A 26,184-nucleotide genomic window follows, 5' to 3' on the forward strand; every position below is an offset into this window, starting at 1 on the left:
ATTTATGAGTTCATGACCTTCGTGGCACAGCCGACATCGGGTGATGGAACAAAACATTCACCGGCAGTCTGATGACTACAGAGCACGACCGGGCAACGCAATGGCCTGAAAGCCTCGCCACTGCGGACGTCTGGTATTAATCCGCAAAACTTTGACAGTCAGCCATTTCAACAGGTTAGAATCCCTTGGCACGCGGACTGCGTGGTCAGTTTTCGCTCTCAACGTTTTTGATTCGTTTTCTATGGAGTACCGCCCTTGGATGCAGTAACCATCAACAGCCTGTTCCTGATCGGCGCGTTGCTGGTAACGGCGAGCATTCTGGTCAGCTCCCTTTCCTCACGCCTCGGCATCCCGATTCTGGTCATCATCCTCGCGGTAGGCATGGTGGCGGGTGTAGACGGCGGCGGCATCATATTCGACAACTATGCAACGGCCTATCTGGTCGGCAACCTTGCGTTGGCCGTCATCCTGCTCGACGGCGGCCTGCGAACGCGGGTGGCGAGTTTCCGGGTGGCGCTCTGGCCGGCCCTGTCGCTGGCCACAGTCGGGGTGCTGATTACCACGGTGCTGACTGGCATGGTCGCGGCCTGGCTGTTCAACCTGAACATGATCCAGGGCCTGCTGATCGGCGCCATTGTCGGCTCGACCGACGCTGCGGCGGTGTTCTCGCTGCTGGGCGGCAAAGGCCTGAACGAACGGGTCACGGCCACGCTGGAAATCGAATCCGGCAGCAACGACCCGATGGCGGTATTCCTCACCGTGACCCTGATCGGCATGCTTGCCAGCGGCCAGACCGGTTTGCACTGGGGCCTGCTGGGGCATTTGATTCAGGAATTCGGCATCGGCGGCATCATAGGTCTGGGCGGCGGCTGGATCATGCTGCAGCTGGTCAACCGCATCAATCTGGCAGCCGGCCTGTACCCGATCCTGGTGATCGCAGGCGGTCTGGCGATCTTTGCCCTGACCAACGCCATTCACGGCAGCGGCTTCCTGGCGGTCTACCTGTGCGGTCTGGTGCTGGGCAACCGTCCGATCCGCAGTCGCCACGGCATTCTGCACATGCTCGACGGCATGGCTTGGCTGGCGCAGATCGGCATGTTTCTGGTGCTGGGTCTGCTGGTTACACCTCACGACCTGCTGCCTATCGCCATCCCGGCGCTGGGTCTGGCACTGTGGATGATTCTGGTGGCGAGACCCTTGTCGGTCATGGTCGGCCTGCTGCCGTTCAAGGCGTTCCACGGTCGCGAAAAAGCGTTCATCGCCTGGGTCGGCCTGCGGGGTGCGGTACCGATCATTCTGGCGGTGTTCCCGCTGATGGCCGGGCTGCCCAATGCCCAGCTGTACTTCAACCTCGCCTTCTTCATCGTGCTGGTCTCGCTGCTGCTGCAAGGCACCAGCCTGCCGTGGATGGCAAAACTGCTGAAAGTGACCGTTCCGCCTGATCCTGCGCCTATCTCCCGCGCCGCCCTTGAAGTCCACGCGACCAGCGAGTGGGAACTGTTTGTCTATCGCCTGGGTGCAGAGAAATGGTGCATCGGTGCGGCGCTGCGTGAATTGAAGATGCCCGAAGGCACCCGTATCGCGGCCCTGTTCCGTGGCCAGCAACTGCTTCACCCCTCCGGCAGTACCACGCTGGAAGTCGGCGATCTGCTCTGCGTGATCGGCCACGAGCATGACCTGCCAGCGCTGGGTAAACTGTTCAGCCAGGCCCCGCAACGTGGTCTGGACCTGCGTTTCTTCGGCGACTTCGTGCTCGAAGGCGATGCGCAATTGGGTGATGTGGCAGCGCTCTACGGCTTGAAACTCGACGGCATCGACCCCGGCATGCCGCTCAGCCAGTTCATTGTGCAGAAGAATCGCGGCGAGCCAATTGTGGGCGACCAGATTGAATGGAATGGAACTATTTGGACAGTTGCCGTCATGGACGGGAACAAGATCCAGAAAGTGGGCGTCAAATTCCCCGAAGGAAGCCGCCCGGGTCCCGGATTGTTCCTTTAAACTGCCTACCCACACGTACCATCACGCGACCGGTGTCTATGTTTTCCCTGCGCTCTCTTTGTGCTGCCGCACTGTTTACGCTTAGCCTTTCCATCTCTCCAGCCTTTGCCGCCGACCCGCCCACCAGTGAGGCCGTGCAGCAGAGTCTGGACAAGATCGCCGACCGCAAACTGCCGGACGCCGACCAGAAAGCGCTGCAACAGGTGCTCGAGCAAACCCTGGCGTTCCTGGCCAGCAAGCAGGACAGCGAGCAGAAGCTGACCGCACTCAAGCAGCAACTCAATCAGGCGCCCAAACAAACCAGCGAGAACCAGCGTGAGCTGAGTCGCCTGAAGGAAAGCAAGGTCGTCCCGATTGCGCAGCGCTACGGCGGCCTCGATGTGCCGCAGCTGGAGCAGATGCTCAGCCAGCGCAGCACCCAGCAAAGCGATCTGCAAAAAGAACTCAATGACGCCAACAGCCTGAGCATTACCGCCCAGACCCGCCCCGAGCGTGCCCAGGCGGAAATCAGCGCCAACCAGAACCGCATCCAGCAGATCAACGCGATCCTCAAGCTGGGCAAGGACAACGGCAAGACCCTCAGCACCGATCAGCGCAACCTGCTCAATGCCGAGCTGGCGTCGATCAATGCCCTGAATCTGTTGCGCCGTCAGGAACTGGCCGGCAACAGCCAGTTGCAGGACCTGGGCAACAGCCAGCATGACCTGCTCACCGAGAAGGTCGCGCGTCAGGAGCAGGAAATCCAGGACCTGCAAACCCTGATCAACGACAAGCGCCGCGCCCAGTCGCAGAAAACTGTGGCCGACCTGTCCCTTGAAGCCCAGAAGTCCGGTGGCAGCAGCCTGCTGGCGACCGAAAGCGCCTACAACCTGCAGCTGTCCGACTACCTGCTGCGCGGCACCGACCGCCTCAACGAACTGACCCAGCAGAACCTCAAGACCAAGCAGCAACTGGACAACCTGACCCAGACCGATCAGGCGCTGAGCGAGCAGATCAATGTCCTCAGCGGCAGCCTGCTGCTGTCCAAGATTCTCTACAAGCAGAAGCAGTCGTTGCCGCATCTGGAACTGGACAAGGGGCTGGCAGACGAAATCGCCAACATTCGTCTGTATCAGTTCGAGATCAACCAGAAACGCGAGCAGATGAGCACGCCAACGGCGTATGTCGAAAAACTGCTCACCACGCAGCCACCGGAAAACGTAACGCCGCAGTTGCGCCGGACCTTGCTGGATCTGGCAATCACCCGCAGCGATCTGCTCGAGCGCCTGAACCGTGAACTCAGTGCGCTGCTCAACGAATCCATCACCCTGCAACTGAACCAGAAACAGCTGACCAGCACCGCCATCGGCCTGCGCTCCACGCTGGATGAGCAGATGTTCTGGATTCCCAGCAACAAGCCGCTGGACATCGAGTGGTTCCAGAACATCTGGCCGCGCCTCGAAAAACAGGTCGCCACCCTGCCCTGGACGTCCAGCCTCAGCGAACTGTCGGACGGCCTGACGCAGCGCCCTCTGCTGTTCCTGCCGCTGCTGTTGCTGATCGGTGTGCTGACCTGGCGGCGCAAGGCGCTGTATCAGCGCCTGAACCGACTGCACGCCGACATCGGCCACTTCAAGCGTGACAGCCAGTGGAAAACTCCGCTGGCCCTGTTGATCAACGTGCTGCTGGCAATGCCTGTGGCACTCGGGCTGGCCTTGTGCGGCTATGCGCTGCAGATCGATGCCCGCGGGCAGAACGCCAACCTGGGCGAAGCGCTGTTGCAGATCGCCCTGGCCTGGCTGGTGTTCTACACCGCCTATCGCGTGCTCGCGCCATCGGGCGTTGCGCAACTGCATTTCCGCTGGGAGACGGCACAGGTCGAATTCCTGCGCGGCTGGGTACGTCGCCTTGGGCTGGTGGTGCTGGCGCTGGTCGCCGTTGTGGCAGTCGCCGAACATCAGCCTGCCGCGCTGGCCGACGACGTGCTGGGTATTGGCGTGGTGCTGACCTGCTACGCGCTGATGGCCTGGCTGCTGGGTCGCCTGCTGGTTTCGAGCCCGACCCACCACAACGCTTCGCTGTTTCGCAAAGCCGTGGGTATGGCGTTCACCGCATTGCCCGTCGCCCTGTTCGTGGCGGTTTGCTTCGGCTACTACTACACCGCGCTCAAGCTCAGCGACCGACTGATCGACACGCTGTACCTGCTCATGCTCTGGCTGGTGGTGGAAGCCACCTTCGTACGCGGCCTGGGTGTAGCGGCCCGCCGTCTGGCCTACCAGCGCGCTCTGGCCAAACGTCAGGCCGCTCGCGAAAACGGCGACAGCGATACACCGGTCGAAGAACCCAAACTGGACATCGAACAGGTCAACCAGCAATCGCTGCGTCTGATTCGTCTGGCCTTGCTGGGCGGCTTCATCGGCGCGCTGTATCTGGTCTGGGCCGACCTGATCACAGTATTTGCCTATCTCGACAACATCACGCTCTATGAGTACACCAGCGGCACTGGCGCCAACATGAGCATGGTGCCGATCAGCCTGGGCGATTTCATCGGTGCGGTTGTGATTATCGCCATCACCTTTGTGCTCGCGGGTAACCTGCCCGGTCTGCTGGAAGTGCTGGTGCTGTCACGCCTGAATCTGGCGCAGGGCAGTGCCTATGCGACGACGACGCTGTTGTCCTACGCCATCGCCGGGATCGGTTTCGTCACCACGCTCTCGACCCTCGGCGTGAGCTGGGACAAGTTGCAGTGGCTGGTGGCGGCGCTGTCGGTCGGTCTCGGCTTCGGGATGCAGGAGATCTTCGCCAACTTCATCTCCGGCATCATGATCCTGTTCGAGCGTCCGGTGCGGATCGGCGACACCATCACCATCGGCAACCTGTCGGGTACGGTCAGCAAGATCCGCATCCGTGCCACGACCATCACCGACTTCGACCGCAAAGACATCATCGTCCCGAACAAGACGTTCATCACGGGTCAGCTCATCAACTGGTCGCTGACCGACACCATTACCCGCGTGACTCTCAAGCTCGGGGTGGACTACGGCTCGGACCTGGATCTGGTGCGCGACCTGCTGTTGCAGGCGGCCCGTGAGAACCCTCGGGTCCTGAAAGAGCCGGAACCGATCGTCTACTTCCTGAATTTCGGCGAAAGCACGCTGGACCACGAACTGCGCATGCACGTTCGCGATCTGGGCGACCGCAACCCGGTGCTGGACGAGATAAACCGGTTCATCAACCGCGAGTTCAAGAAGCAGAAGATCAACATCTCGTTCCGCCAGATGGAGATCTACCTCAAGAACACCCAGGGCAAGGAATACAAGATGGTGCCCGTGGACGCCGAGGAAAAGACCGTGCTGCCGACCGAGAAGGCTACACCGCCGGTCAACACCAAAGTGGCGCCTGCCACCAAGGATGCGCCAGAACCGCCTGAACTCAGGCTCGACTGATCGGGTCAACCCCAGCAGAATGCCCTCACATTTTGCTGGAGATGGCCTGTGAAAGCCCTCGACGAACTCGTCTTCGACAACCGCTTCGCCCGCCTGGGCGATGCGTTCTCCACCTCAGTCCTGCCTGAACCCATCGCCGAACCGCGTCTCGTGGTCGCCAGCAAGGCCGCATTGTCCTTGCTGGACCTGGACCCGAGCCAAGCCGAAACGCCTCTGTTCGCGGAAATCTTTGCCGGGCACAAGCTCTGGCAGGAAGCCGAGCCGCGGGCGATGGTCTATTCCGGCCATCAGTTCGGTTCGTACAACCCGCGCCTGGGCGATGGGCGCGGGCTGCTGCTTGGCGAGGTCTACAACGACGCAGGCGAGCACTGGGACCTGCACCTCAAGGGTGCCGGACAGACACCATACTCGCGCATGGGCGATGGTCGCGCGGTGCTGCGCTCTTCGATCCGCGAATTTCTGGCCTCCGAAGCCCTGCATGCACTGGGCGTTCCCAGCAGCCGCGCCGCCTGTGTGATCGGCTCCAGCACGCCAGTCTGGCGGGAAACCGAGGAAAGTGCCGCGATGGTCCTGCGTCTGGCTCACAGCCATGTGCGCTTCGGCAGTCTTGAATACTTCTACTACACCAAGCAGCCGGAACAGTTGAAGCAACTGGCCGAGCATGTACTGACGATGCACTACCCGCAGTGCCAGGAGGAGCCCGAGCCGTATCTGGCGATGTTCCGGGAAATCGTCGAGCGCAACGCCGAGCTGATCGCCAAGTGGCAGGCCTATGGTTTCTGCCATGGTGTGATGAACACCGACAACATGTCGATTCTGGGCATCACCTTCGACTTCGGACCGTTCGCGTTTCTGGACGATTTCGATCAGCACTTTATCTGCAACCATTCCGATCACGAAGGCCGCTACTCCTTCAGCAATCAGGTGCCCATCGCGCAATGGAATCTCAGCGCATTGGCGCAGGCCCTGACGCCGTTCATCAGCGTGGACGCGCTGCGCGAAACCATCGGTCTGTTCCTGCCGCTGTATCAGGCGCACTACCGGGACCTGATGCGCCGTCGCCTCGGCCTGACTCAAGCCAACGAGCAGGACGACGAGCAGGACGACATATTGATCAGTCGCCTGCTGCAACTGATGCAGAACAGCGGCGTCGATTACACCCTCTTCTTCCGTCGACTGGGCGATGCACCGGCAGCCGAAGCGCTGCGCGTTTTGCGTGATGACTTCGTCGACATCAAGGGCTTCGACAGTTGGGGCGAGACCTATCTGGCGCGCATCGCCCAAGAGGAAAACACCTCGGAAGACGAACGCAAAACCCGCATGCACGCAGTCAATCCGCTCTACATCCTGCGCAACTACCTTGCACAAAACGCGATTCAAGCCGCCGAAAAAGGCGACTACGAAGAAATCCGCCGCCTGCACGAAGTGCTCTGCAACCCCTTCACCGAACAACCCGACATGGACCGCTACGCCCAGCGCCCACCGGACTGGGGCAAGCACCTGGAAATCAGCTGTTCGTCGTGACCCCCGCGAGTCGCAAGAAGGGACGCAGAGAGTCACGGGAAGCATGCCCACGCGATGGGCACGATCCATATCGAGTAATGATCGTTCCTACGCTCCGCGTGGGAATGCCGCCCAAGACGCTCCGCGTCCGCTTTCAGCCGCGCGAAGATGGATTGGCCAGCCCCGCATCGACCAGCCATTGCTCCAGCCCTACCAGATCGGGAATACGGGCGACGGTGTCGCCGACCTGCACCGCAGCCAGTTCCAGTTCGGCCAAGGGCACATCGACGTAGCTCAACTGGCTGTCGACCTTGCAGGAGCGCGGGATGCCTTGGGTCAGCAGGGCGATGAACCGGACGTCATGGCGTCCTCCCAGCGCATTGAGCACCACGATGCGGGCACGACCGCCGACCCGGGTGCGCCCCCCACAGGCGGCTTCGAAACTGAGCAGCGGCAAGGTCAGCTCACGCCAGCTGATAGGTCCCAGGTACCACTCGGGCGCGCCCGGCTCGGCGCTGCAGTCCTGATAGTCGATCAGTTCTGCAACGGCCACATTGGGCAGCAACAGGTGGCGGTCGCTCAAGGGCAACAGCAGGCCGGTGAGACTGGTCAGACGGCTGGTCTGGAACGTGCTTTCAGACATTGACCTGACTCCAGTAGGCGATGCTGTCCAGCAGCACGCTCTCTTGATAAGGCTTGCTCAGGTACTCGTTGACGCCAATCGCCATGGCGCGGTCGCGGTGTTTCTGGCCGGAGCGGGAAGTGATCATGATGATCGGCAAATCCTTGAGCTGCTCGTCATGACGAATCTGGCTGGCCACTTCGAAGCCGTCCATGCGCGGCATCTCGATGTCCAGCAGCATGATGTCCGGGGTGTGTTCCTGAAGCAGGCTCATGGCGTCGACACCATCCTTGGCCGTCAGCACATGCATGCCGTGGCGTTCCAGCAATCGGCCGGTCACCTTGCGTACCGTGACCGAGTCGTCCACCACCATGACCAGCAGCGGCCTGGCCTGTTCGATCTCGTGGAACGTCTGCATAGGTCCGTCAGTTGCCGGTCTGTGCAGGCGGCCCTGCAAGGTACGAATCTGCGCCATCAGGTCGAGAATCAGCACCACACGACCATCGCCCAGAATGGTTGCGCCGGAAATGCCCTGAACCCTGGCGAATTGCGGGCCGAGGTTCTTGACCACGATTTCCCGCGAGCCGGCCAGCGCATCGACCTGCACGGCCACCCACTGGTCCTGCAGATGCACCAGCAGCACCGGCAGCGGCTCGAGCTGGCCGATCAGGCGTGGCGGGCTGTTGTCGATCAGCTCACCCAGATAGCGCAATTCATAGCTGCGTCCGCCGTACTGATAGCGCGGCGGGCTGGTCTGGTAGCAGGTGTCCAGCTCATTGGGCATGACCCGCACGATGCCATCGACGGTATTCAGCGGCACGGCGTACTGCTCTTCGCCGCAGGTGACCATCAGCGCGCGGTTGACCGAGACCGAGAACGGCAGGCGAATCCTGAAGCGAGTGCCCTTGCCCGGCGTCGAGTCGATCACCATCGATCCGCCCAATTGCTTGACCTCGGCGTGCACCACGTCCATGCCCACGCCACGTCCGGAAATCTGCGTGATGATTTCCGTCGTGGAGAACCCGGCCTGCAGGATGAACGGCAGAACCTCGTGATCGGCAAGATCGGCATCAGGGTGGATCATGCCGCGCTTGATCGCCTTGCGTCGCACGGCGGCCAGATCGACCCCCGACCCGTCATCGCTGAGTTCGATCAGGATGTCGCCGCCCTCGTGCATCAGTTCCAGCGTGATCAACCCCTGCTCGGGCTTGCCCGCCGCAAGGCGCCTTTCAGTGCTTTCAAGGCCGTGGTCGACGGCGTTGCGCAGCATGTGCTCCAGCGGCGCGACCATCCGTTCCAGCACATTACGGTCCATTTCGCCGTCGGCGTTGGCCACCTCGAACTGCACCTTCTTGTTCAACTGAGTCGCAACCTGCCGCACGACACGTCGCAAACGCGGGACCATGCGCTCGAAAGGCACCATGCGCGTACGCATCAGGCCTTCCTGCAATTGAGTGTTGACCCGTGCCTGCTGGGACAACAGCATTTCGGCGTCACGCGTGCGTGCGCCGAGGGTTTCCTTGAGGTCCATCAGGTCGGATGCCGACTCGAATAGCGCGCGGGACAGCTGTTGCAACTGGGAGTGGCGGTCCATTTCCAGCGGATCGAATTCTTCGTAGCCAAGGCGCTCGGCCTGCACCTGCTCGCGACTGAGAATCCGCCCCTGGGTTTCCATGTCCAGACGTCGCAACTGATCGCGCATCCGCTCGATGGTCGTTTCCATCTCCACCAGCGCGACCTGAGCGTCAAGCATCTGCTGTTCGATGCGCCCTCGAAAGATCGACGTCTCACCCGCCAGGTTAACCAGATTCTCCAACTGCTCAGCCGGCACCTTGATCGTTTCCGGCACGTTGCGCTCGGACTCGGCATCCGCTGCGGCCACGGGTGCAGCCACGGGCTCCGGCTCGGGCGCGTTCACCAGCGGCAGCCGTTGCCCCGGCTCCTGGCTGGCGAGGTTCTGAATGTTTTGAATCAACAGAGTGGCATCAGGCAGCGGCTTGTCGGCCCGCACGGCATCGAGCATGTCGGCCAGCACGTCATGACCGCTCTGCAGCAGGCTCATCATCAGCGGATCAGCCTGCATGACACCTGACGACAACCCTTCATAGAGCGTTTCGAGCTCATGGGCGAGGTCACCGATGGGGGCGATCTCGACCATGCGCGCCCCGCCCTTCAGCGTATGCAGATCACGCAGCAGGTTCTCGACTTCCAGGGTGTTCTGCGGGTCAGCCTGCCAGCGCGACAGGGATGCGCCGGAGCTTTCCAGCAAGTCGAAGCCTTCTTCGAGGAAGATTTCCAGCAGTTCGGTATCGCGTTCCTGCGGCTCTTCGACGTGTTTCGTTGGCGCAACGGGCTCAGGCTCGCCGAACTCGCCGTTTCTACACTGAATCAACGCGTCGATCAGTGGCGCCGGATCGCTGAGCGCTTCGTGCCGAAACAACTGTTCCAGCATGATCGCCAGTTCGTCGTGGCTCTTGAGCAGCAGTTCGGCCAGTTGCGGCGAATGGTTGAAGCGCCGGTCGATCAGCCCCTCGTAGAGGTTCTCCAGCTCGTGGGCCAGATCGCCCACTTCGGCGACTTCTGCCATCCGCGCACCGCCTTTCAGGGTGTGCAGATCGCGTTGCAACGAAGACAGCGGCAACGGGTTTTCCGGCTCGTCCAGCCAGCGCTGCAGGGCTTGCCCGGCACTGTCGAGGATGTCGACGGCTTCCTCGAGAAATATTTCGACAATTTCGTCGTCCAGACTCGCCGCTTCAGATGACAGAGCTTCGGATTGCGGGACCTCGCTGGCCATCTGTGCAGTGGCGGCATTGAGTTCAGTGACACTCAGCGTGCGGTGCCCATCGCTCTTGATCAGCCCGGTCGCGGAAGGGTCAAGCGCCTGTTCGAGCAGGTCGTGCAAGGCCCGCACGCATTCGGGACGCGGGTCGACGTTCTGCCCGGCCGCGACCTGATCGAGCATATTGATCAGCGCTTCGTGAGCCCGCTCGGCATCGTCGAAGAACTGATCGCTGACCGCCAGGCTGCTTTCTTCCACGGCGCCATACAGGTCGAGCAAGGCTTCGCACAGCTCATCGACCTGCGGCAGATCGGCCAGATGCGCGCCATGACCCAGAGTGGTCAGCTCATCGAGCAGCGCACTGAGTTCCTGTCGCTCGCCGGGATGTTCGCGCCAGCGTCGCAACAGGTTTTCCGCATCCAGCACGATGTCCATGCCTTCGGCGAGGAAGCTGGCAATGAGCTTGGGATTACGCTTGATGCGCAGGCCGTTGTCCGACTCGCGCAGGGCAGCGGTCAGACGGTCATTGAGCAGCGCGCAGGCGGCCTCGATCAGGGCAGGCGCACCGGGAATCGGTGCCAGCGGCTGGCTGTCCAGTTGCTCCAGCCCCTTGCGCAACAGCGGCTCCGCGCTGCGCAGCAGACGGATTTCGGGCGTGCCGATGGCGATCAGGTTGGCCTTGTACTCGCGCACCAGTTGATCCAGCGGGCTGGCCAGTTCGGCCATCGGCAAAACGCCCGCCATGTGTGCGCTGCCCTTGAGGGTATGCAGGGCACGCAACAGGCTGTCGCTGATCGACGGCGACGGTGACTGTTCGGCGCTTTCAAGGAAGCGATCCAGCGTGCCCAGGTGCCCGAGGGCTTCCTGACGGAAGATCTCCAGCAATTGCGGATCGATGACTTCGACATTGGGCTCGTTCGGCTGTACCGGCAGTGCTGGCGGCTCCAGGCCGTTGGCCAATGCATGGGCGCGGGCCGCGAGCACGTCGACATCGTCGCGCTGACGCTGCGCCCCTTCGGCATAATCCGTGATGACCCGCGGCAGCAACACCAGCACATCGGTCAGCAACTGCTGGACGTCCAGCGCTGGCGGCACGTCGCCCTCCAGCACACGGTTCAGCAGGTTTTCCACCGCCCAGGCCAGTTCGCTCAGAATCAGCGCCCGCACCATTCGGCCGCTACCCTTCAAGGTGTGAAAGGCACGGCGCACTTCGGTCAGCGCGACCACATCCCACTGATCGCCCTTGCCCAGCGAAGCAAACCAGCGAGGCAGGTACTCGCGCAGCGCATCCAGCACCTCGTCAGCTTCCTCCAGAAACACTTCGCGCAGCTCTTCGTCTACGGCATCTTCGCCTGCGGGCGGTGGCAGCAGGCTGGTGGGCGCATTACGGGCCGGAGGATTGACGGCCGAGACCGGTCTGGCCAGCACTTGAGCGATGGTCTGCGTCGGGCTGACCAGCGCCTTGCGGTCGTCCAGCGCCAGCAGTTCGTCCTGGGTAATGACTTCGTCGAGCAGCGGCACTTCCAGAGAGTCCGGCGCTGGCGTGTAGCCCAGCCGGGCCAGACTCTGCTGCGCCATGTCGAGGATCTGGTCGCCCGGCGCTTCATGGTCCTCGCCCATGCGTTCCAGGTAGTACTCGACGCAGCTGATGGTGTCGGCCAGAGAGTCGAGCTGCATCGCGCCGGGACGCGTCTCGTCCACCAGCAGGTGTTCCTGAATGTATTCGTTGCACGCCGCCAGCAGACTGGCCGCTCGCGCCAGTGGAATCATTGCCAGCGCGCCGCGCACCTGGACCAGCAAGGCGCACAGCGGGTCGAGGCGCTGGCGGTCCCATTCGCTGTCGATGTACTCCAGAATCACGTCCTTGGCCTGCTGCAGCACCACACGCGCTTCGCGAATCACCAACTGGTGGATCTGGGTCAGGTCGGTGGTCGGCAGACGGCTGTCTTCACGGCTGTCCTGCTCGGTACTGCCCGCCATGCCGGCCAGGGTCGACTCGACGTACAGCAAGGCACCCGCCACGTCCATCAACGCTGCATCGCTGGGCTCGCGCTGCCCATGCGCCATGCCCTGCACCACCGCAAGCTGGTCGATGATGACCTTGCGCGGCTGGCCGAAACCGAGTACCGCCAGGGTGTCGGCGATCTGCCGCAACGGCGGCAACAAAGGGTTCAGCTCGCTGACGTGCTCCCGGTCGCCGCGCACGAACACATCCAGCCGCTCCTTGACCCGCACCAGCCCTTCACACAACGCCACGATGACCGAACGCATGGCGTCACGGTCCGGCCCGGCCATGCGGGCGCGTTCTTCGTTGACCACGTCGTTGCCGGGCAGCGCATCGGCGAGCGCGTACTGATCCTTGAGATCGAGCATCTTCGGCGCGAGGCTGTCGGACTTGGCGATGTAGAACAGCAGACTTTTCAGCAGCTCTTCGGGCGCGGGCTGGTTAATACCTTCGATGCCCTGCTCGGCCAGTCGCTTGAGTTCCTTGTCGGCATCCTTGAGCAGGCTGCGCAGTGCCGGGCTGTTGGCGAAGTTGCCGTTGAGCATGGTCTCGACCAGTGCCGTGGCGATTCGCCAGAGCGGCCCCAGCGGCGCATCCTCACAAAGCTGTTCCAGACGGGCGAAGACCTTGGCCATGTAACCGAGTTGCGTCTTGACGCCCTGCTCGCGCATCAGGCCCGCCAAAGCGGCCTGCAGGGTCTGACGCAACTTGCGCAACAGATTGGGCAGATCAGGCGTATTACGCCGGGCCAGTTCTTCCTCGTCCAATGCGGGAACAACGACCAGTTGCGGGGCGAACAGACTGGTTTCCGACAGCAGGCTTTCGCCTCGGGCGCTGCGCAAGTCGTTGAGCAGCGGCAGGACCACCAGCGGCAGATCCCGGCGCGCCGAATGAATGCGCTCCAGATACACCGGCAACTGGGTCATGGCCTGAATCAGCAACTGCTCGGACTCGACCGGATGGCTGACGCGTTTCTGCTGCACGGCCAGCACCAGTTGCTCGATTTCCTCGGCCAGCAGCGCTGCGCCGTAGAATTCGATCATCTGCAGGCTGCCATGAACCTGATGCACAAGGTTCAGGCACTCGGCTATCGCGGCCTCTTCCGCAGGGTTTTCGATGAATTCGTCCAGTGCATGACGTGCCTGCGTGAGCGTCTCGGCGATCTCGCCCTTGAGCCACTCCAGCGCCACATAGTCGTGACGATCAGCCATGACAGATACCGCCCTTTACCCGGTCCAGATCGTTCATTGAGTGAACATCATCCGATTTTTTTCGATGGCGGCAAGGTGAAACCCGACACCGAACGACGCATTTCGCTGGCCATCTTCGCCAGGTTGCCAATGCTCTCGGCGGTTGCCGCAGTGCCCGAGGTGGTCTGTGAGGTGGTCTGCTGGATCACGCTCATGGTCTGGGAGATCTGTCCGGCCGACTCGGCCTGTTGCCGCGCGGCATCGGTGATACTTTCGATCAGCTCGGCCAGCACTCTGGACACGCCTTCGATCTCTTCGAGCGCGACGCCTGCATCCTGCGCCAGCCGCGCGCCACGCACCACTTCGCTGGTGGTCTGCTCCATGGAGATGACCGCCTCGTTGGTGTCGTTCTGGATCGCCCGTACCAGCGTCTCGATCTGTTTGGTGGCCGAAGACGAACGCTCGGCGAGCCGCTGGACTTCGTCGGCAACCACGGCAAAACCACGCCCGGCATCACCCGCCATGGACGCCTGAATGGCCGCATTGAGGGCCAGAATGTTGGTCTGATCGGCAATATCATCGATCAGGCTGACAATGTCGCCGATTTCCTGCGAAGACTCACCCAGACGCTTGATGCGCTTGGAGGTGTCCTGAATCTGTTCACGAATGTTGTCCATGCCCCGAATGGTGTTGTGCACCACCTCGTTGCCCTTGTTGGCGATGGTCACCGAACGCTCGGCCACCGATGAGGATTCCGAGGCATTGGCCGACACCTGATCGATGGACGCCGCCATGTCGTTGATCGAAGTCGAGGCCGCGCTGATCTGCAACGCCTGATGCCGGGAAGCCGCGGACAACTGCATGGCCGTGGCCTGGGTTTCGGCGACCGCCGAGGCCACCTGCTCTGCCGTGAGGTTGATGGTGACCACCAGTTCACGCAACTGATCGATGGAGTAATTGATGGAGTCGGCGATGGCGCCGGTGAAGTCTTCGGTTACCGAGGCCGTGACAGTCAGATCGCCGTCGGCCAGGTTTTCGATTTCGTCGAGCAGGCGCATGATCGCGTTCTGATTGCGCTCGCTCTTCTGTGCGGTTTCACGCAACTGGCGGTTGGTTTCGCGAACCATCACCAGCGCAATCAGGATGATCGACATCAGCGCCAGAAGCCCCAGCACGTAGCCGCCCACGGTGTTGACGGTGCGTCGGTTGGCCAGATTTTCCAGGCTGTTGGCCAGCACCGAGGTCTCGTCCAGCAGGGTCTGCGAGGTATTGAAGATGTTGCCCGACGCTTCCCGTACGCGATACAGCTCGGGCGAGGTCTCCAGAATTTCGTCCACCGAGCCGGAGACAAACTCGAACAACTCGGCAATCTCGGCCAGCCGCGCCCGCGCATCCCGGTCTTCGACCTGGGCAATGCGCATGGTCGCGTTGCCTTCCAGCATCCCGTTAAGCACACGCCCGAACTGGCTGGCGTCACGGCCAAAGGCATCGGCCGCCTGCACGGCGGTTTCATCACCCGCCAGTACCGTGTTGACCGATCCCAGAATCCGCTCGGCCAACAAGGCCTGACGCTGGGCGACCACAACCTGCGCGGCAGGCGCTTTGCTCTGCAGAAGAATCTCGACAACCTTTTCGTATTCGGCCTGCAACTGCGGAATGGTCTCGGCGAGGGTTGCGGCCACCTGATGCAGCGACAGCACGGTCTGCTCGCTGGCCAGAATCACGTCGGTGTTCTTGCGCAGCGCTTCCCAATCGTTCTGCACGTTGCGCAGTTCGTCGCGGATCGATGACGGCGCGGCGGGCAGGCTGGTGTTGGGATCGCCTTTTCTCAGGTAGCCCCAACGCAGGTCGAAGTCGTTGCGCGCATCGGCCAGCAGCTTGAAGGCCTGAGCCTTGCCTGCAGCCGCTTCGGTAGCATTTTTCGCGATGCGCTGGGACAACACGCGCAGCTCTCCGGCATGCCCGATGTACTGCTTGTCGTAGTTCGACTGAGTATTGAGGTAAGCGAAGTTGGCGAACAGCAACATGATGAAAACGATGAGCGCGAAGAACAGCACGATAATCTGCGTACGGCTGCGTGCGCCTTCCAGTGACCTGCCTGTCTTACTCATTTAAATCAGGCCCCCGCCTGGACCAACTGCGATTCATGACACAAAACCGGTCCGCCCATGGCGAGCCGCTGCGACCTTCTAGAACGCCACATCCACAAACTCCGCAGACTGCAGCAGCGCCCACGGACTGAACACCAGCCAGGCCTGCTCACGAATGAACTGCCCGCGCAGAAACGGCAAAAGACGCGAATCCAGTGTGCCCTGCGCTTCGGAAATCAGGCTCAACTGACTGAAATGCTGCATGCCGAAGACCTCGTCCACCAGCAGACCGGCGAACGCGTCCTGATGTTCAACCACCAGCACGCGGCGCTGTTTGCGCACAGGCGACAGCTCCTGACCAAAGAATCCGCACAGGTCGGTGAGTGGCAACAGTCGTCCGCGAAGATTGGCGATGCCCACAATCCAGGGTTTGACCCCATGCAAGGCGGCGTGTCGTGGCTCGTGCAGGATTTCGGCGATCTCGCCAATGGGCGCCACGAAACGCTGCTCGCCCATTCTGAACCCGATACCGACCCAGTCCTGCTGATGGGCTTCCTGCAAAGGCAGGCCAGCCGCCAGCGACCGACAGCGCCGGTCGATGTCCAGAAGCATTTCAAAGGCTGTGCGTGGCTCGGCCATGGCGATTCCGGCAATCAGCCGGCCAGCACCGCGTTCAGGGTTTTCATCAGGGTGTCTTCATCCACCGGCTTGGTCAGGTAGTCGCGCGCGCCTTGGCGCTTGCCCCAGACCTTGTCGGTTTCCTGATCCTTGGTGGTGATCATGATCACCGGAATCATGGCGGTGTCGGCATCCTTGGTCAGCTGACGCGTGGCCTGGAAGCCGTTGAGCCCCGGCATCACGATGTCCATCAGCACGGCGTCGGGTTTTTCCTGACGGGCCAGGGCCACGCCGTCCGCGCCGTTTTCAGCCTTGAGCACCTCGTGACCATGCTTTTCCAGCATGCCGGTGAGTTTGTACATTTCAGTCGGCGAGTCATCGACGATCAATATTCGAGCCATGGGTGTTCCCCGTCAGGTTGCGAGCACGCGTTCAATGGGCGCGGGCGTCACGGTATGTGTTGTTCCACTGCAACGAAGCTCGGCACATGGGCCTTGATCGCGCTGAGCAGTTCTTCCTTGCTGAATGGCTTGGTCAGAAACTGATCCGATCCCACAGCCCGCCCCCTGGCCTTGTCGAACAGCCCGTCCTTGGACGACAGCATAATGACAGGCGTGGACTTGAACGCTCGATTGTTCTTGATCAGGGCACAGGTCTGATAGCCATCCAGACGCGGCATCATGATATCGACGAATATGATGCGCGGGTGGTTATCGGCAATCTTGGCCAGCGCATCGAAACCGTCGATGGCCGTGATGACTTCACAGCCGACATTTCTCAGCAGCGTTTCGGCGGTACGGCGAATGGTCTTCGAGTCATCGATGACCATGACTTTCAAGGCTGTGGGGTGCTGTTCCATATCTGCTCTTCCATCGCCGCAGCGAATTTTTGCGTGTACTGCAAAGCACTGGGAGCCTGATGGTATGGCTTCACTGATCCGGAAGGATCGTAGACTAGGTGTGAGGCCTTTTTAGCACACTCCTCCCTCTCAATCCATAAACTGCGCCGCCCCTTGACCGGGAGCACTCGGAGCGCCACCCTGACGCCAATTTCACGGCCGTACCGGCCCTTATCGATCAGAGGATATTGCCCATGAGCGTTCGCCTAGGGATTGTCATGGACCCCATTGAGCGCATCTCCTATAAAAAGGACAGCTCGCTCGCCATGCTGCTGGCTGCACAGGCGCGTGGCTGGGAGCTGTTCTATATAGAGCAGAAGGATCTGTACCAGAACGCAGGTCAGGCCCGTGCGCGCATGAAGCCGCTCAAGGTGTTCGCCGATCCGGGCAAATGGTTCGAATTCGAGGCTGAAGTCGACGCAGGCCTGGACGATCTGGACGTGATCCTGATGCGCAAGGATCCGCCATTCGACATGGAGTTTGTCTACGCGACCTACCTGCTGGAGCAGGCCGAGCGTGCTGGCGTGTTGGTGGTCAACAAGCCGCAGAGCCTGCGTGACTGCAACGAGAAGCTGTTTGCCACGCTGTTCCCGCAATGCACCCCGCCGACGCTGGTCAGCCGCCGCGCCGACATCATCCGCGAGTTCGCCGAACAGCACGGCGACGTGATCCTCAAGCCGCTGGACGGCATGGGCGGCGCGTCGATCTTCCGCCATCGCGCGGGCGATCCGAACCTGTCGGTCATTCTGGAAACCCTGACGGCCCACGGCACCCAGCAAATCATGGCGCAGGGTTATCTGCCCGCGATCAAGGACGGCGACAAACGCATCCTGATGGTCGACGGCGAACCCGTTCCTTATTGCCTGGCGCGTATTCCGGCAGCCGGCGAAACCCGTGGCAACCTCGCCGCTGGCGGCCGTGGCGAAGCGCGTCCGCTGAGCGACAAGGACCGCTGGATCGCCGAACAGATCGGCCCGACCCTGCGCGAGAAAGGTCTGCTGTTCGTGGGCCTGGACGTGATCGGTGAGCACCTGACCGAAATCAACGTGACCAGCCCGACCTGCATTCGCGAAATCGACAACGCTTTCGGCACCGACATCGGCGGCCTGTTGATGGATGCAATCGAGAAGAAGCTGCAGGCGCGTGCTGCCTGATTGGCAGGTTTTACGTTGAAATGATCCCGAATTGTGGGAAGCCCGCTGCGAAGTCTTTGACGCAGCGCTATGGCGCGGTAAGCACCGGACCGTGGGAGGCGGCTTGCCGGCGATGCAGTCGACGCGGTGTATCAGAAGAACCGTATTGTCGTTGATCGTCGGATTGCCGCCCAGACCAAGCCCCCTCCCACAGTCCGGTGCCTGCTGCTCGACAGCGCTATGTCGAGACGCAGCGGGGCCTCCCACATCGAGGACTGCCGGGTATACCGGGCACTGAACGCCCTTCGTCCGATCCGGACCGGAGCTTCAAGCCACATTGCGTTATCATGCATCACCTGTAACACGACACGGACTTTGACATGCAGGCTGACGAGATGCTGAACCGCCCATGACATCGATGGCCAGAAACGACCTTCCCCTGGAACTCGCCAACGTCGGCGTGCGTCCGGCCGATCGTCTGGGCTTCACGATGATGATCGCGGCGTTGATCCATCTGGCGATCATCCTCGGCGTGGGCTTTACCTACGTGAAGCCGGAGCAGATTTCACAGACGCTGGAAATCACCCTCGCCACCTTTAAAAGCGAAGAAAAGCCCAAACAGGCTGACTTCCTCGCTCAGGACGACCAGCAGGGCAGCGGTACGCTGGACAAGGCTGAAACGCTCAAGACCACCGAAGTCGCGCCCTACCAGGACACCAAGGTCAACAAGGTCACGCCGCCCCCGGCCAGCAAGCCGGTGGTCAAGCAGGAAGCGCCCAAGACTGCGGTTGCCACCACGGCACCCAGCCCTCAGAAAACCGTCGCCAAGCGTGAAGAGGTCAAACCCGACCCCGCAGTCAAGGCCGCGCCGACCTTCGACAGCGCCGAGCTGAGCAACGAAATCGCCAGCCTCGAAGCCGAACTGTCCGCCGAACAACAGCTGTACGCCAAGCGCCCGAAGATCCATCGCCTGAACGCGGCCTCGACCATGCGCGACAAGGGCGCCTGGTACAAGGACGACTGGCGCAAGAAAGTCGAGCGCGTCGGCAACCTCAACTACCCTGAAGAAGCTCGCCGCAAGCAGATCTACGGAAACCTGCGACTACTGGTCTCGATCAATCGCGACGGTTCGCTGTACGAAGTGCTGGTGCTCGAATCTTCCGGACAGCCGCTGCTGGATCAGGCAGCGCAGCGAATCGTGAGGCTTGCAGCGCCATTTGCGCCGTTCACCGGCGATCTGGCTGACATCGATCGACTCGAGATCATTCGCACCTGGAAATTCGCCCGCGGGGACAAGCTTTCCAGCAACTGATGCTTTTTTGCCAATACTGCCAGCGCACGCACAACTGACAGTTGTCAGGCACGCGGCTCAGCGCCACACTAGGGCTCATGAAAAAAGTCTCTCCGAGTTACCTCAAGCATCAGTTCTTGATCGCCATGCCGCACATGCACGACGAGAACTTCTCGCAGACCTTGACTTACGTTGTCGAGCACAACGCCAATGGCGCAATGGGACTGGTGATCAACCGCCCGCAAAGCCTGACCCTGGCCGATGTGCTCGAACAATTGCGACCGGAGCTGCCTGCACCGGTGCGCTGCCAGCAGATCCCCATCCATTCCGGCGGCCCAGTGCAGACCGATCGCGGTTTCGTGCTGCATCCCAGCGGCCAGGTGTTTCAGGCAACGGTCGATCTGCCGGGTGGTATCTCGCTTTCCACGTCCCAGGATGTGCTGTTCTCGATTGCCGACGGCTATGGCCCTGATCAAAATGTGATCACACTCGGCTACGCCGGGTGGGACGCGGGTCAGCTCGACGCCGAAATGGCTGCCAATGCCTGGCTGACCTGCTCATTTGACCCGGGCATCCTGTTCGACGTGGACAGCGATCAGCGCCTCAACGCCGCTGCCGCACGACTGGGCGTCAATCTCAACCTCCTTTCGACTCAGGCAGGGCACGCCTGATGGCTGCATTGCGCCTGCTGCTGGGGTTTGATTTCGGCACCAAACAGATCGGCGTAGCGGTCGGCCAGGCCATTACCGGTCAGGCCCGTGAGCTGTGTACCTTGAAGGCGCAGAACGGCATCCCGGACTGGGATAAGGTTCAGGCGCTGATCAAGGAATGGCAACCTGACGCCATTGTGGTAGGTCTGCCTCTGAATATGGACGGCACACGCAGTAACATGAGCGACCTGGCCGAAAAGTTTTCGCGCAAGCTCAATGGCCGTTTCGGCGTGGCGGTGTATACCCACGACGAACGCCTGACCACCTTTGAAGCCAAGGGCGAACGCATGGCCCGAGGCGGCCAGAAAGGCAGCTACCGAGACAACCCGGTTGACGCCATTGCCGCCGCCCTGCTGCTGCAAGGCTGGCTCGACGAGCACCCCGAACTGTTGAATGCGTGACTTTTTGCGTCCGCACCGCTTCGAGATACCCGGATTCCACGTTTACGCCTGAGCCGCGCCGCCTGGACGGACGCTGCCCGAGCCCCAAGGAGCAACCATGAGCCTGCCCAATCCCGCCGAACTGATTCGTCAGATGGCCACTGACCTGAACGCTCACCTGCACAAGCGCGGCATCAGCGACCCTCGTTTCATCGGTATTCGCACCGGCGGCGTATGGGTTGCTCAGGCGCTGCTCAAGGCACTCGACAATACGGCCCCGCTCGGCACGCTGGACGTTTCCTTCTACCGTGATGACTTCAGCCAGAACGGCCTGCATCCGCAAGTACGCCCGTCAGAGCTGCCGTTCGAGATCGAAGGCCAGCACCTGGTGCTGATCGACGACGTGCTGATGAGCGGCCGCACCATTCGCGCCGCCCTCAATGAGCTGTTCGATTACGGCCGCCCGGCCAGTGTCACGCTGGTCTGCCTGCTGGACCTGGAAGCCGGTGAACTGCCGATCCGTCCTAACGTGGTAGGCGCGACGCTGTCTCTGGCACCACAGGAACGCATCAAGCTGTCCGGCCCCGAGCCTCTGGCACTCGAACTTCAAGACCTCTCTACCGCCCTCTAAGAGTCCATTGCGATGACGCCTCTCGACGCCAAGCGCCCGCTGCAGTTGAACCATCAGGGTCAGCTGCGCCATTTTCTGTCTCTGGACGGCTTGCCTCGCGAGCTGCTCACCGAAATCCTCGACACCGCCGACTCGTTTCTCGAAGTCGGTGCCCGGGCGGTGAAGAAAGTCCCGCTGTTACGTGGCAAGACGGTGTGCAACGTGTTCTTCGAGAACTCGACCCGTACGCGGACCACTTTCGAACTGGCGGCCCAGCGCCTGTCGGCCGACGTGATCACGCTGAACGTCTCGACTTCGTCTACGAGCAAGGGCGAAACGCTGTTCGACACCCTGCGCAACCTCGAGGCCATGGCCGCCGACATGTTTGTCGTGCGCCACGCTGACTCGGGTGCAGCGCACTTCATTGCCGAGCACGTCTGCCCGGATGTGGCGATCATCAACGGCGGCGATGGCCGTCACGCTCACCCGACCCAGGGCATGCTCGACATGCTGACGATCCGTCGTCACAAGGGCGGTTTCGAGAACCTCTCGGTGGCCATTGTCGGCGACATCCTGCACTCGCGTGTGGCGCGCTCCAACATGCTGGCGCTCAAGGCGCTGGGCTGCCCGGACATCCGCGTGATCGGACCGAAAACCCTGCTGCCGGTCGGTATTGAGCAGTATGGCGTGAAGGTCTACACCGACCTGAACGAAGGTTTGAAAGACGTGGACGTGGTCATCATGCTGCGCCTGCAACGCGAGCGCATGACCGGCGGCCTGCTGCCCAGCGAAGGCGAGTTCTACCGCCTGTTCGGTCTGACCACGGCGCGTCTGGCCGTAGCGAAACCGGATGCCATCGTCATGCATCCCGGTCCGATCAATCGCGGCGTGGAAATCGAGTCGGCAGTGGCCGACGGGGCTCATTCGGTGATTCTCAATCAAGTGACTTACGGCATCGCGGTGCGCATGGCGGTGCTGTCCATGGCCATGAGCGGACAAACCGCACAACGACAGTTCGAGCAGGAGAACGCCCTGTGAAGCTCAGTATTCTCGGCGCTCGCGTCATCGACCCGGTCAGCGGTCTGGATCAAGTCACCGACCTGCACATTGAAGCGTGCAAGCTCCTGGCAATCGGCGCCGCACCAGCCGGCTTCGAAGCGAGCCAGACCATCGACGCCACCGGCCTTGTCGCCGCGCCCGGTCTGGTCGATCTCAATGTCTCCCTGCGTGAGCCGGGTTACAGCCGTAAAGGCAGTATCGCCAGCGAAACGCGTGCGGCGACGGCTGGCGGCGTGACCAGCCTGTGCTGCCCGCCGCGCACCAAGCCGGTACTGGATACGTCGGCAGTTGCCGAGCTGATTCTGGACCGCGCTCGTGAAGCCGGTTTCAGCAAGGTCTTTCCGATTGGAGCGCTGAGCAAGGGCCTGGAAGGCGAGCAGCTGGCCGAACTGATCGCCCTGCGCGATGCGGGCTGCGTTGCGTTCGGCAACGGTCTGAGCAGCTTCAACAACACGCGCACGCTGTGCCGGGCGCTGGAATACGCGGCCACGTTTGACCTGACCGTGATCTTCAATTCGCAGGATCGTGATCTGGCCGAAGGCGGTCTGGCTCACGAAGGTCCGACGGCCAGCTTTTTGGGACTGGCCGGCATTCCGGAAACGGCCGAAACCGTCGCCCTGGCGCGCGACCTGCTGCTGGTCGAGCAGAGTGGCGTGCGTGCGCACTTCAGCCAGTTGACCAGCGCTCGCGGCGCGGCCCTGATTGCACAGGCGCAGGCGCGCGGACTGCCCGTAACGGCGGATGTGGCGCTGTATCAGCTGATCCTGACGGATGAGGCGCTGATCGACTTCTCCAGCCTGTACCACGTCCAGCCGCCCCTGCGCACCCGTGCCGACCGTGACGGCCTGCGCGAAGCGGTGAAGTCCGGGGTGATCCAGGCCATCTCCAGCCACCACCAGCCTCACGAGCGTGACGCCAAGCTGGCGCCATTTGGTGCGACCGAGCCGGGCATCAGCAGCGTCGAGTTGCTGCTGCCACTGGCCATGACCCTGGTCGAAGACGGCCTGCTGGACCTGCCAACCCTCATCGCCCGCCTGAGCAGCGGCCCGGCCGCAGCGCTGCGTCTGCCTGCTGGCAAACTGAGCGCCGGTGCGCCAGCAGACATCGTCCTGTTCGATCCAGCGGCTTCAACCCTTGCGGGCGAAACCTGGCTGTCCAAAGGCGAAAACTGCCCCTTCATCGGCCATTGCCTGCCGAGTTCAGTGCGTTACACGCTGGTGGATGGGCGGATCAGTTATAGCCGTTGAATCACCGACTGATCGCAACCACGCTCCGCGTCCGGCAGTAAGGTGCTTGAGACCCCTGATCGTTCCCACGCTCCAGCGTGGTAACGCCTCTCAGGACGCTCCGCGTCCGGCCGTGATGTGACGCTTCGCGTCACGGCCGCATGCCCACCAGCTATCACCCGCGACGTGCATTCTCCACCGAGACCTGATTATTCAGCGTCCAGAAGTCATAAAGGATGCCGATCAGGAACAGCCCGCCTGTGAACAGGTAGATAACCCCGGTGATCCACTTGCCCATGTACATGCGATGCACGCCGAAGAGGCCGAGGAAGGTCAGCAGGATCCAGGCCAGGCTGTAGTCGGTCGAACCTGACGTGAAGCGCAGGTCCGCTTCGCGATCCATCGACGGAATCAGAAACAGGTCGATCAGCCAGCCGATGCCTAGCAGCCCGAATGTGAAGAACCAGATGGTCCCGGTCACTGGCTTGCCGTAGTAGAAACGGTGCGCGCCGAGGAACCCGAAAATCCACAACAGATAACCCATGACCTTGCTGTGTGTGTCGGAGCGATAGCCGTTCATTTGTATCCTCTCTGAGTCAATAGAAAAAAATAAATAACATTTTTGTGACTCCACTGTCGTCTTCCGACGTACGGCATCCTACGCCCTTATGCACCGTCAAACCCTTGTCGCCAAAGGAATTACGGAGAAAACAGAAAGAGTCTTTCGCGCATTTTGCAATGATGCCACTGTGACTCACTCGACAAATGGGGTCAGGATTTTCAAAAAAGCTGTTATAAAGTTGCGCGCTGACCACCATGAGCCTTGCCAAATGCGTCCTTTTTTCAAGACATGGCTAACCATTTGCCTGTTTATGCCACTGGCCGCCCACGCCACCAATCGTGAGCAACAGCTTCCTGCGAGCTTCTCGGGTTACACCGCCAAAAGTCACCTTACGCCCGTGATAGCAACGCGAAATACGCCTCAGGAAACCACCGTCACTCCACATGCAACGCGAACCACCCGCGCCGTTCAGACGCCGGTTTCGCGAAAGAATTCCTCCAAGGCTGCCCACACTCAGGCTCTGAACGCGGGTAACGCAAAACAGGGCAACGCCGTTGTGAAACGTGCGCTGCAGACTGTCGGCACGCCCTATCGCTGGGGCGGTACAACGCCGGGCAAAGGTCTGGATTGCAGTGGGCTGGTGAAGTACGCCTACAGCGACGTTCGTGAAGTCGACTTGCCACGTACGTCCAATGCCATGGCCCAAGGCCACGGGCAGACAGTGGATCGCAAGGATTTGAAACCGGGTGACCTGCTGTTCTTCAACATCAAGAGCCGCAACGTGAACCACGTGGCGATCTATCTGGGCGACAACAAGTTCGTTCATGCGCCGCGTCGTGGCAAGGCTGTCACCGTGGACACGCTGAACAAGCCGTACTGGAACAGTCACTACAAGATCGCCAAGCGCGTACTACCCAAGCAGACCACGCAAATGCGGGTCGTGCAGCGCTGATCCCCTCCAAGGCCTGCCTCTGCGCAGGCCTGTTTCATCTCCCCCCTTTACCATTCCCTAGAAGTTGTCAGGCACCTTGGCCCGCTCGCGTGCGCTTTCACGGGTGATCAGGCCTTTCTTGACCAGATCGGCCAGGCACATGTCCAGCGTCTGCATGCCCATCGAGCCTCCGGTCTGAATGGCCGAATACATCTGCGCCACCTTGTCTTCACGAATCAGGTTACGGATCGCGGGCGTGCCCATCATGATTTCATGAGCCGCGATCCGGCCGCCGCCGACCTTCTTGAGCAGTGACTGCGACACCACCGCGTGCAGCGACTCGGACAGCATCGAGCGGATCATCGATTTTTCCTGAGCCGGAAACACGTCCACCACCCGGTCGATGGTCTTGGCCGCTGATGTCGTGTGCAGCGTGCCGAACACCAGGTGGCCGGTCTCGGCCGCCGTCAGCGCCAGACGAATTGTCTCGAGGTCGCGCAGCTCGCCCACCAGAATCACGTCCGGGTCTTCACGCAGTGCCGAACGCAAAGCCTCCGAAAACCCGAGCGTGTCGCGATGCACTTCGCGCTGGTTGACCAGGCACTTCTTGGATTCGTGAACGAATTCGATAGGGTCTTCGATGGTCAGGATATGGTGATGCTTGTTGCAGTTGAGGTAGTCGATCATCGCCGCCAGCGTGGTCGATTTACCCGACCCGGTCGGCCCCGTGACCAGAATCAGGCCGCGAGGCACGTCTGTAATCTTGCGAAACACACTGCCCATGCCCAGATCCTCCATGCTCAGGATCCGGGAGGGAATGGTCCGAAACACAGCGCCAGCGCCACGATTCTGGTTGAAGGCGTTGACGCGGAACCGCGCGACACCCGGCACTTCGAACGAGAAGTCGGTTTCCAGAGACTCCTCGAAGACCTGGCGCTGCTTGTCGTTCATGATGTCGTAGATCAGCGCCTTGACTTCTTTTGCATCGAGCGGTGGCAGGTTGATCCGCCGCACATCGCCGTCGACACGGATCATCGGCGGCAGGCCTGCAGAGAGGTGCAAGTCCGACGCGCCCTGTTTGGCACTGAAGGCCAGCAGCTCGGTAATATCCATACAGCTCCTCAATCACATAGAATGCCGCAGACTTTAGCCCT

The 26,184-nt window shown here is 61.4% G+C and carries 19 protein-coding genes; 11 read left to right on the top strand and 8 right to left on the bottom strand.

The features are described from left to right. Nucleotides 1-255: 255 nt before the first annotated feature. Genes AO065_RS14920 through selO form a run of 3 tightly spaced genes read left to right on the top strand, consistent with a single transcriptional unit; the run spans nucleotide 256 to nucleotide 6,947 of the window. Nucleotides 256-1,998: a potassium/proton antiporter gene (locus tag AO065_RS14920; RefSeq protein ID WP_004884361.1), complete on the top strand. Its 1,743-nt coding sequence runs from the start codon at nucleotides 256-258 to the stop codon at nucleotides 1,996-1,998. Between the two features lie 38 nt (nucleotides 1,999-2,036). Continuing rightward, complete coding sequence (gene mscK / locus AO065_RS14925; RefSeq protein WP_032651685.1) at nucleotides 2,037-5,423, top strand: mechanosensitive channel MscK; 3,387 nt, start codon at nucleotides 2,037-2,039, stop codon at nucleotides 5,421-5,423. Between the two features lie 48 nt (nucleotides 5,424-5,471). Continuing rightward, nucleotides 5,472-6,947, top strand: coding sequence for a protein adenylyltransferase SelO (selO, locus tag AO065_RS14930; protein WP_004884363.1), 1,476 nt, complete (start codon nucleotides 5,472-5,474; stop codon nucleotides 6,945-6,947). 133 nt (nucleotides 6,948-7,080) lie between these two features. Here the strand turns inward: selO and AO065_RS14935 are convergent, their stop codons facing one another. The 6 genes from AO065_RS14935 to pilG all read right to left on the bottom strand — a co-directional run bounded on the left by AO065_RS14935 (nucleotide 7,081) and on the right by pilG (nucleotide 17,089). Beyond that, nucleotides 7,081-7,569 (bottom strand): chemotaxis protein CheW, encoded by a 489-nt coding sequence (locus AO065_RS14935; protein ID WP_004884364.1) that lies wholly within the window; start codon nucleotides 7,567-7,569, stop codon nucleotides 7,081-7,083. Then, on the bottom strand, nucleotides 7,562-13,543 hold the full coding sequence (locus AO065_RS14940; RefSeq protein WP_004884365.1) for an Hpt domain-containing protein: 5,982 nt from the start codon (nucleotides 13,541-13,543) through the stop codon (nucleotides 7,562-7,564). The genes AO065_RS14935 and AO065_RS14940 overlap by 8 nt, the downstream gene beginning before the upstream one ends. A 47-nt stretch (nucleotides 13,544-13,590) precedes the next feature. Beyond that, a complete protein-coding gene (locus AO065_RS14945) occupies nucleotides 13,591-15,633 on the bottom strand; it encodes a methyl-accepting chemotaxis protein (RefSeq protein ID WP_004884366.1) in 2,043 nt (680 codons plus the stop codon). A gap of 78 nt (nucleotides 15,634-15,711) precedes the next feature. Next, on the bottom strand, nucleotides 15,712-16,251 hold the full coding sequence (locus AO065_RS14950) for a chemotaxis protein CheW (protein WP_004884367.1): 540 nt from the start codon (nucleotides 16,249-16,251) through the stop codon (nucleotides 15,712-15,714). 14 nt (nucleotides 16,252-16,265) lie between these two features. Continuing rightward, nucleotides 16,266-16,631 (bottom strand): twitching motility response regulator PilH, encoded by a 366-nt coding sequence (gene pilH / locus AO065_RS14955; protein WP_004884368.1) that lies wholly within the window; start codon nucleotides 16,629-16,631, stop codon nucleotides 16,266-16,268. Between the two features lie 47 nt (nucleotides 16,632-16,678). Beyond that, a complete protein-coding gene (pilG, locus tag AO065_RS14960) occupies nucleotides 16,679-17,089 on the bottom strand; it encodes a twitching motility response regulator PilG (protein ID WP_004884369.1) in 411 nt (136 codons plus the stop codon). A 233-nt stretch (nucleotides 17,090-17,322) separates the two neighbouring features. Here pilG and gshB point away from each other — a divergent pair, with 233 nt between their 5' ends. The 7 genes from gshB to AO065_RS14995 all read left to right on the top strand — a co-directional run bounded on the left by gshB (nucleotide 17,323) and on the right by AO065_RS14995 (nucleotide 23,558). After that, nucleotides 17,323-18,282: a glutathione synthase gene (gene gshB, locus AO065_RS14965; RefSeq protein WP_004884370.1), complete on the top strand. Its 960-nt coding sequence runs from the start codon at nucleotides 17,323-17,325 to the stop codon at nucleotides 18,280-18,282. Nucleotides 18,283-18,670: 388 nt separating this feature from the next. After that, the gene (locus AO065_RS14970) at nucleotides 18,671-19,573 is read left to right on the top strand and encodes an energy transducer TonB (protein WP_004884371.1); all 903 of its coding nucleotides are present in this window, start codon (nucleotides 18,671-18,673) and stop codon (nucleotides 19,571-19,573) included. Between the two features lie 77 nt (nucleotides 19,574-19,650). After that, nucleotides 19,651-20,223: a YqgE/AlgH family protein gene (locus AO065_RS14975; RefSeq protein ID WP_004884372.1), complete on the top strand. Its 573-nt coding sequence runs from the start codon at nucleotides 19,651-19,653 to the stop codon at nucleotides 20,221-20,223. Continuing rightward, a complete protein-coding gene (ruvX, locus tag AO065_RS14980; protein WP_004884373.1) occupies nucleotides 20,223-20,663 on the top strand; it encodes a Holliday junction resolvase RuvX in 441 nt (146 codons plus the stop codon). Before AO065_RS14975 ends, ruvX begins: the two co-directional genes overlap by 1 nt. Before the next feature lie 97 nt (nucleotides 20,664-20,760). Next, a complete protein-coding gene (pyrR, locus tag AO065_RS14985; RefSeq protein WP_004884374.1) occupies nucleotides 20,761-21,273 on the top strand; it encodes a bifunctional pyr operon transcriptional regulator/uracil phosphoribosyltransferase PyrR in 513 nt (170 codons plus the stop codon). Between the two features lie 12 nt (nucleotides 21,274-21,285). Further along, entirely contained in the window at nucleotides 21,286-22,290 is a 1,005-nt protein-coding gene (locus tag AO065_RS14990) for an aspartate carbamoyltransferase catalytic subunit (RefSeq protein ID WP_004884375.1), read from the top strand. Then, nucleotides 22,287-23,558: a dihydroorotase gene (locus AO065_RS14995; RefSeq protein ID WP_004884376.1), complete on the top strand. Its 1,272-nt coding sequence runs from the start codon at nucleotides 22,287-22,289 to the stop codon at nucleotides 23,556-23,558. The genes AO065_RS14990 and AO065_RS14995 overlap by 4 nt, the downstream gene beginning before the upstream one ends. Nucleotides 23,559-23,712: 154 nt before the next feature. Here AO065_RS14995 and AO065_RS15000 read toward each other — a convergent pair whose 3' ends face one another. Then, complete coding sequence (locus tag AO065_RS15000) at nucleotides 23,713-24,117, bottom strand: NINE protein (RefSeq protein WP_004884377.1); 405 nt, start codon at nucleotides 24,115-24,117, stop codon at nucleotides 23,713-23,715. A gap of 250 nt (nucleotides 24,118-24,367) precedes the next feature. Here AO065_RS15000 and AO065_RS15005 point away from each other — a divergent pair, with 250 nt between their 5' ends. After that, the gene (locus tag AO065_RS15005; RefSeq protein ID WP_004884378.1) at nucleotides 24,368-25,051 is read left to right on the top strand and encodes a C40 family peptidase; all 684 of its coding nucleotides are present in this window, start codon (nucleotides 24,368-24,370) and stop codon (nucleotides 25,049-25,051) included. A 57-nt stretch (nucleotides 25,052-25,108) separates the two neighbouring features. Here the strand turns inward: AO065_RS15005 and AO065_RS15010 are convergent, their stop codons facing one another. After that, nucleotides 25,109-26,143: a type IV pilus twitching motility protein PilT gene (locus AO065_RS15010; RefSeq protein ID WP_004884379.1), complete on the bottom strand. Its 1,035-nt coding sequence runs from the start codon at nucleotides 26,141-26,143 to the stop codon at nucleotides 25,109-25,111. Between the last annotated feature and the right edge of the window lie 41 nt (nucleotides 26,144-26,184).

Source organism: Pseudomonas viridiflava, from assembly GCF_001642795.1.
Lineage (GTDB): Bacteria > Pseudomonadota > Gammaproteobacteria > Pseudomonadales > Pseudomonadaceae > Aquipseudomonas > Aquipseudomonas viridiflava.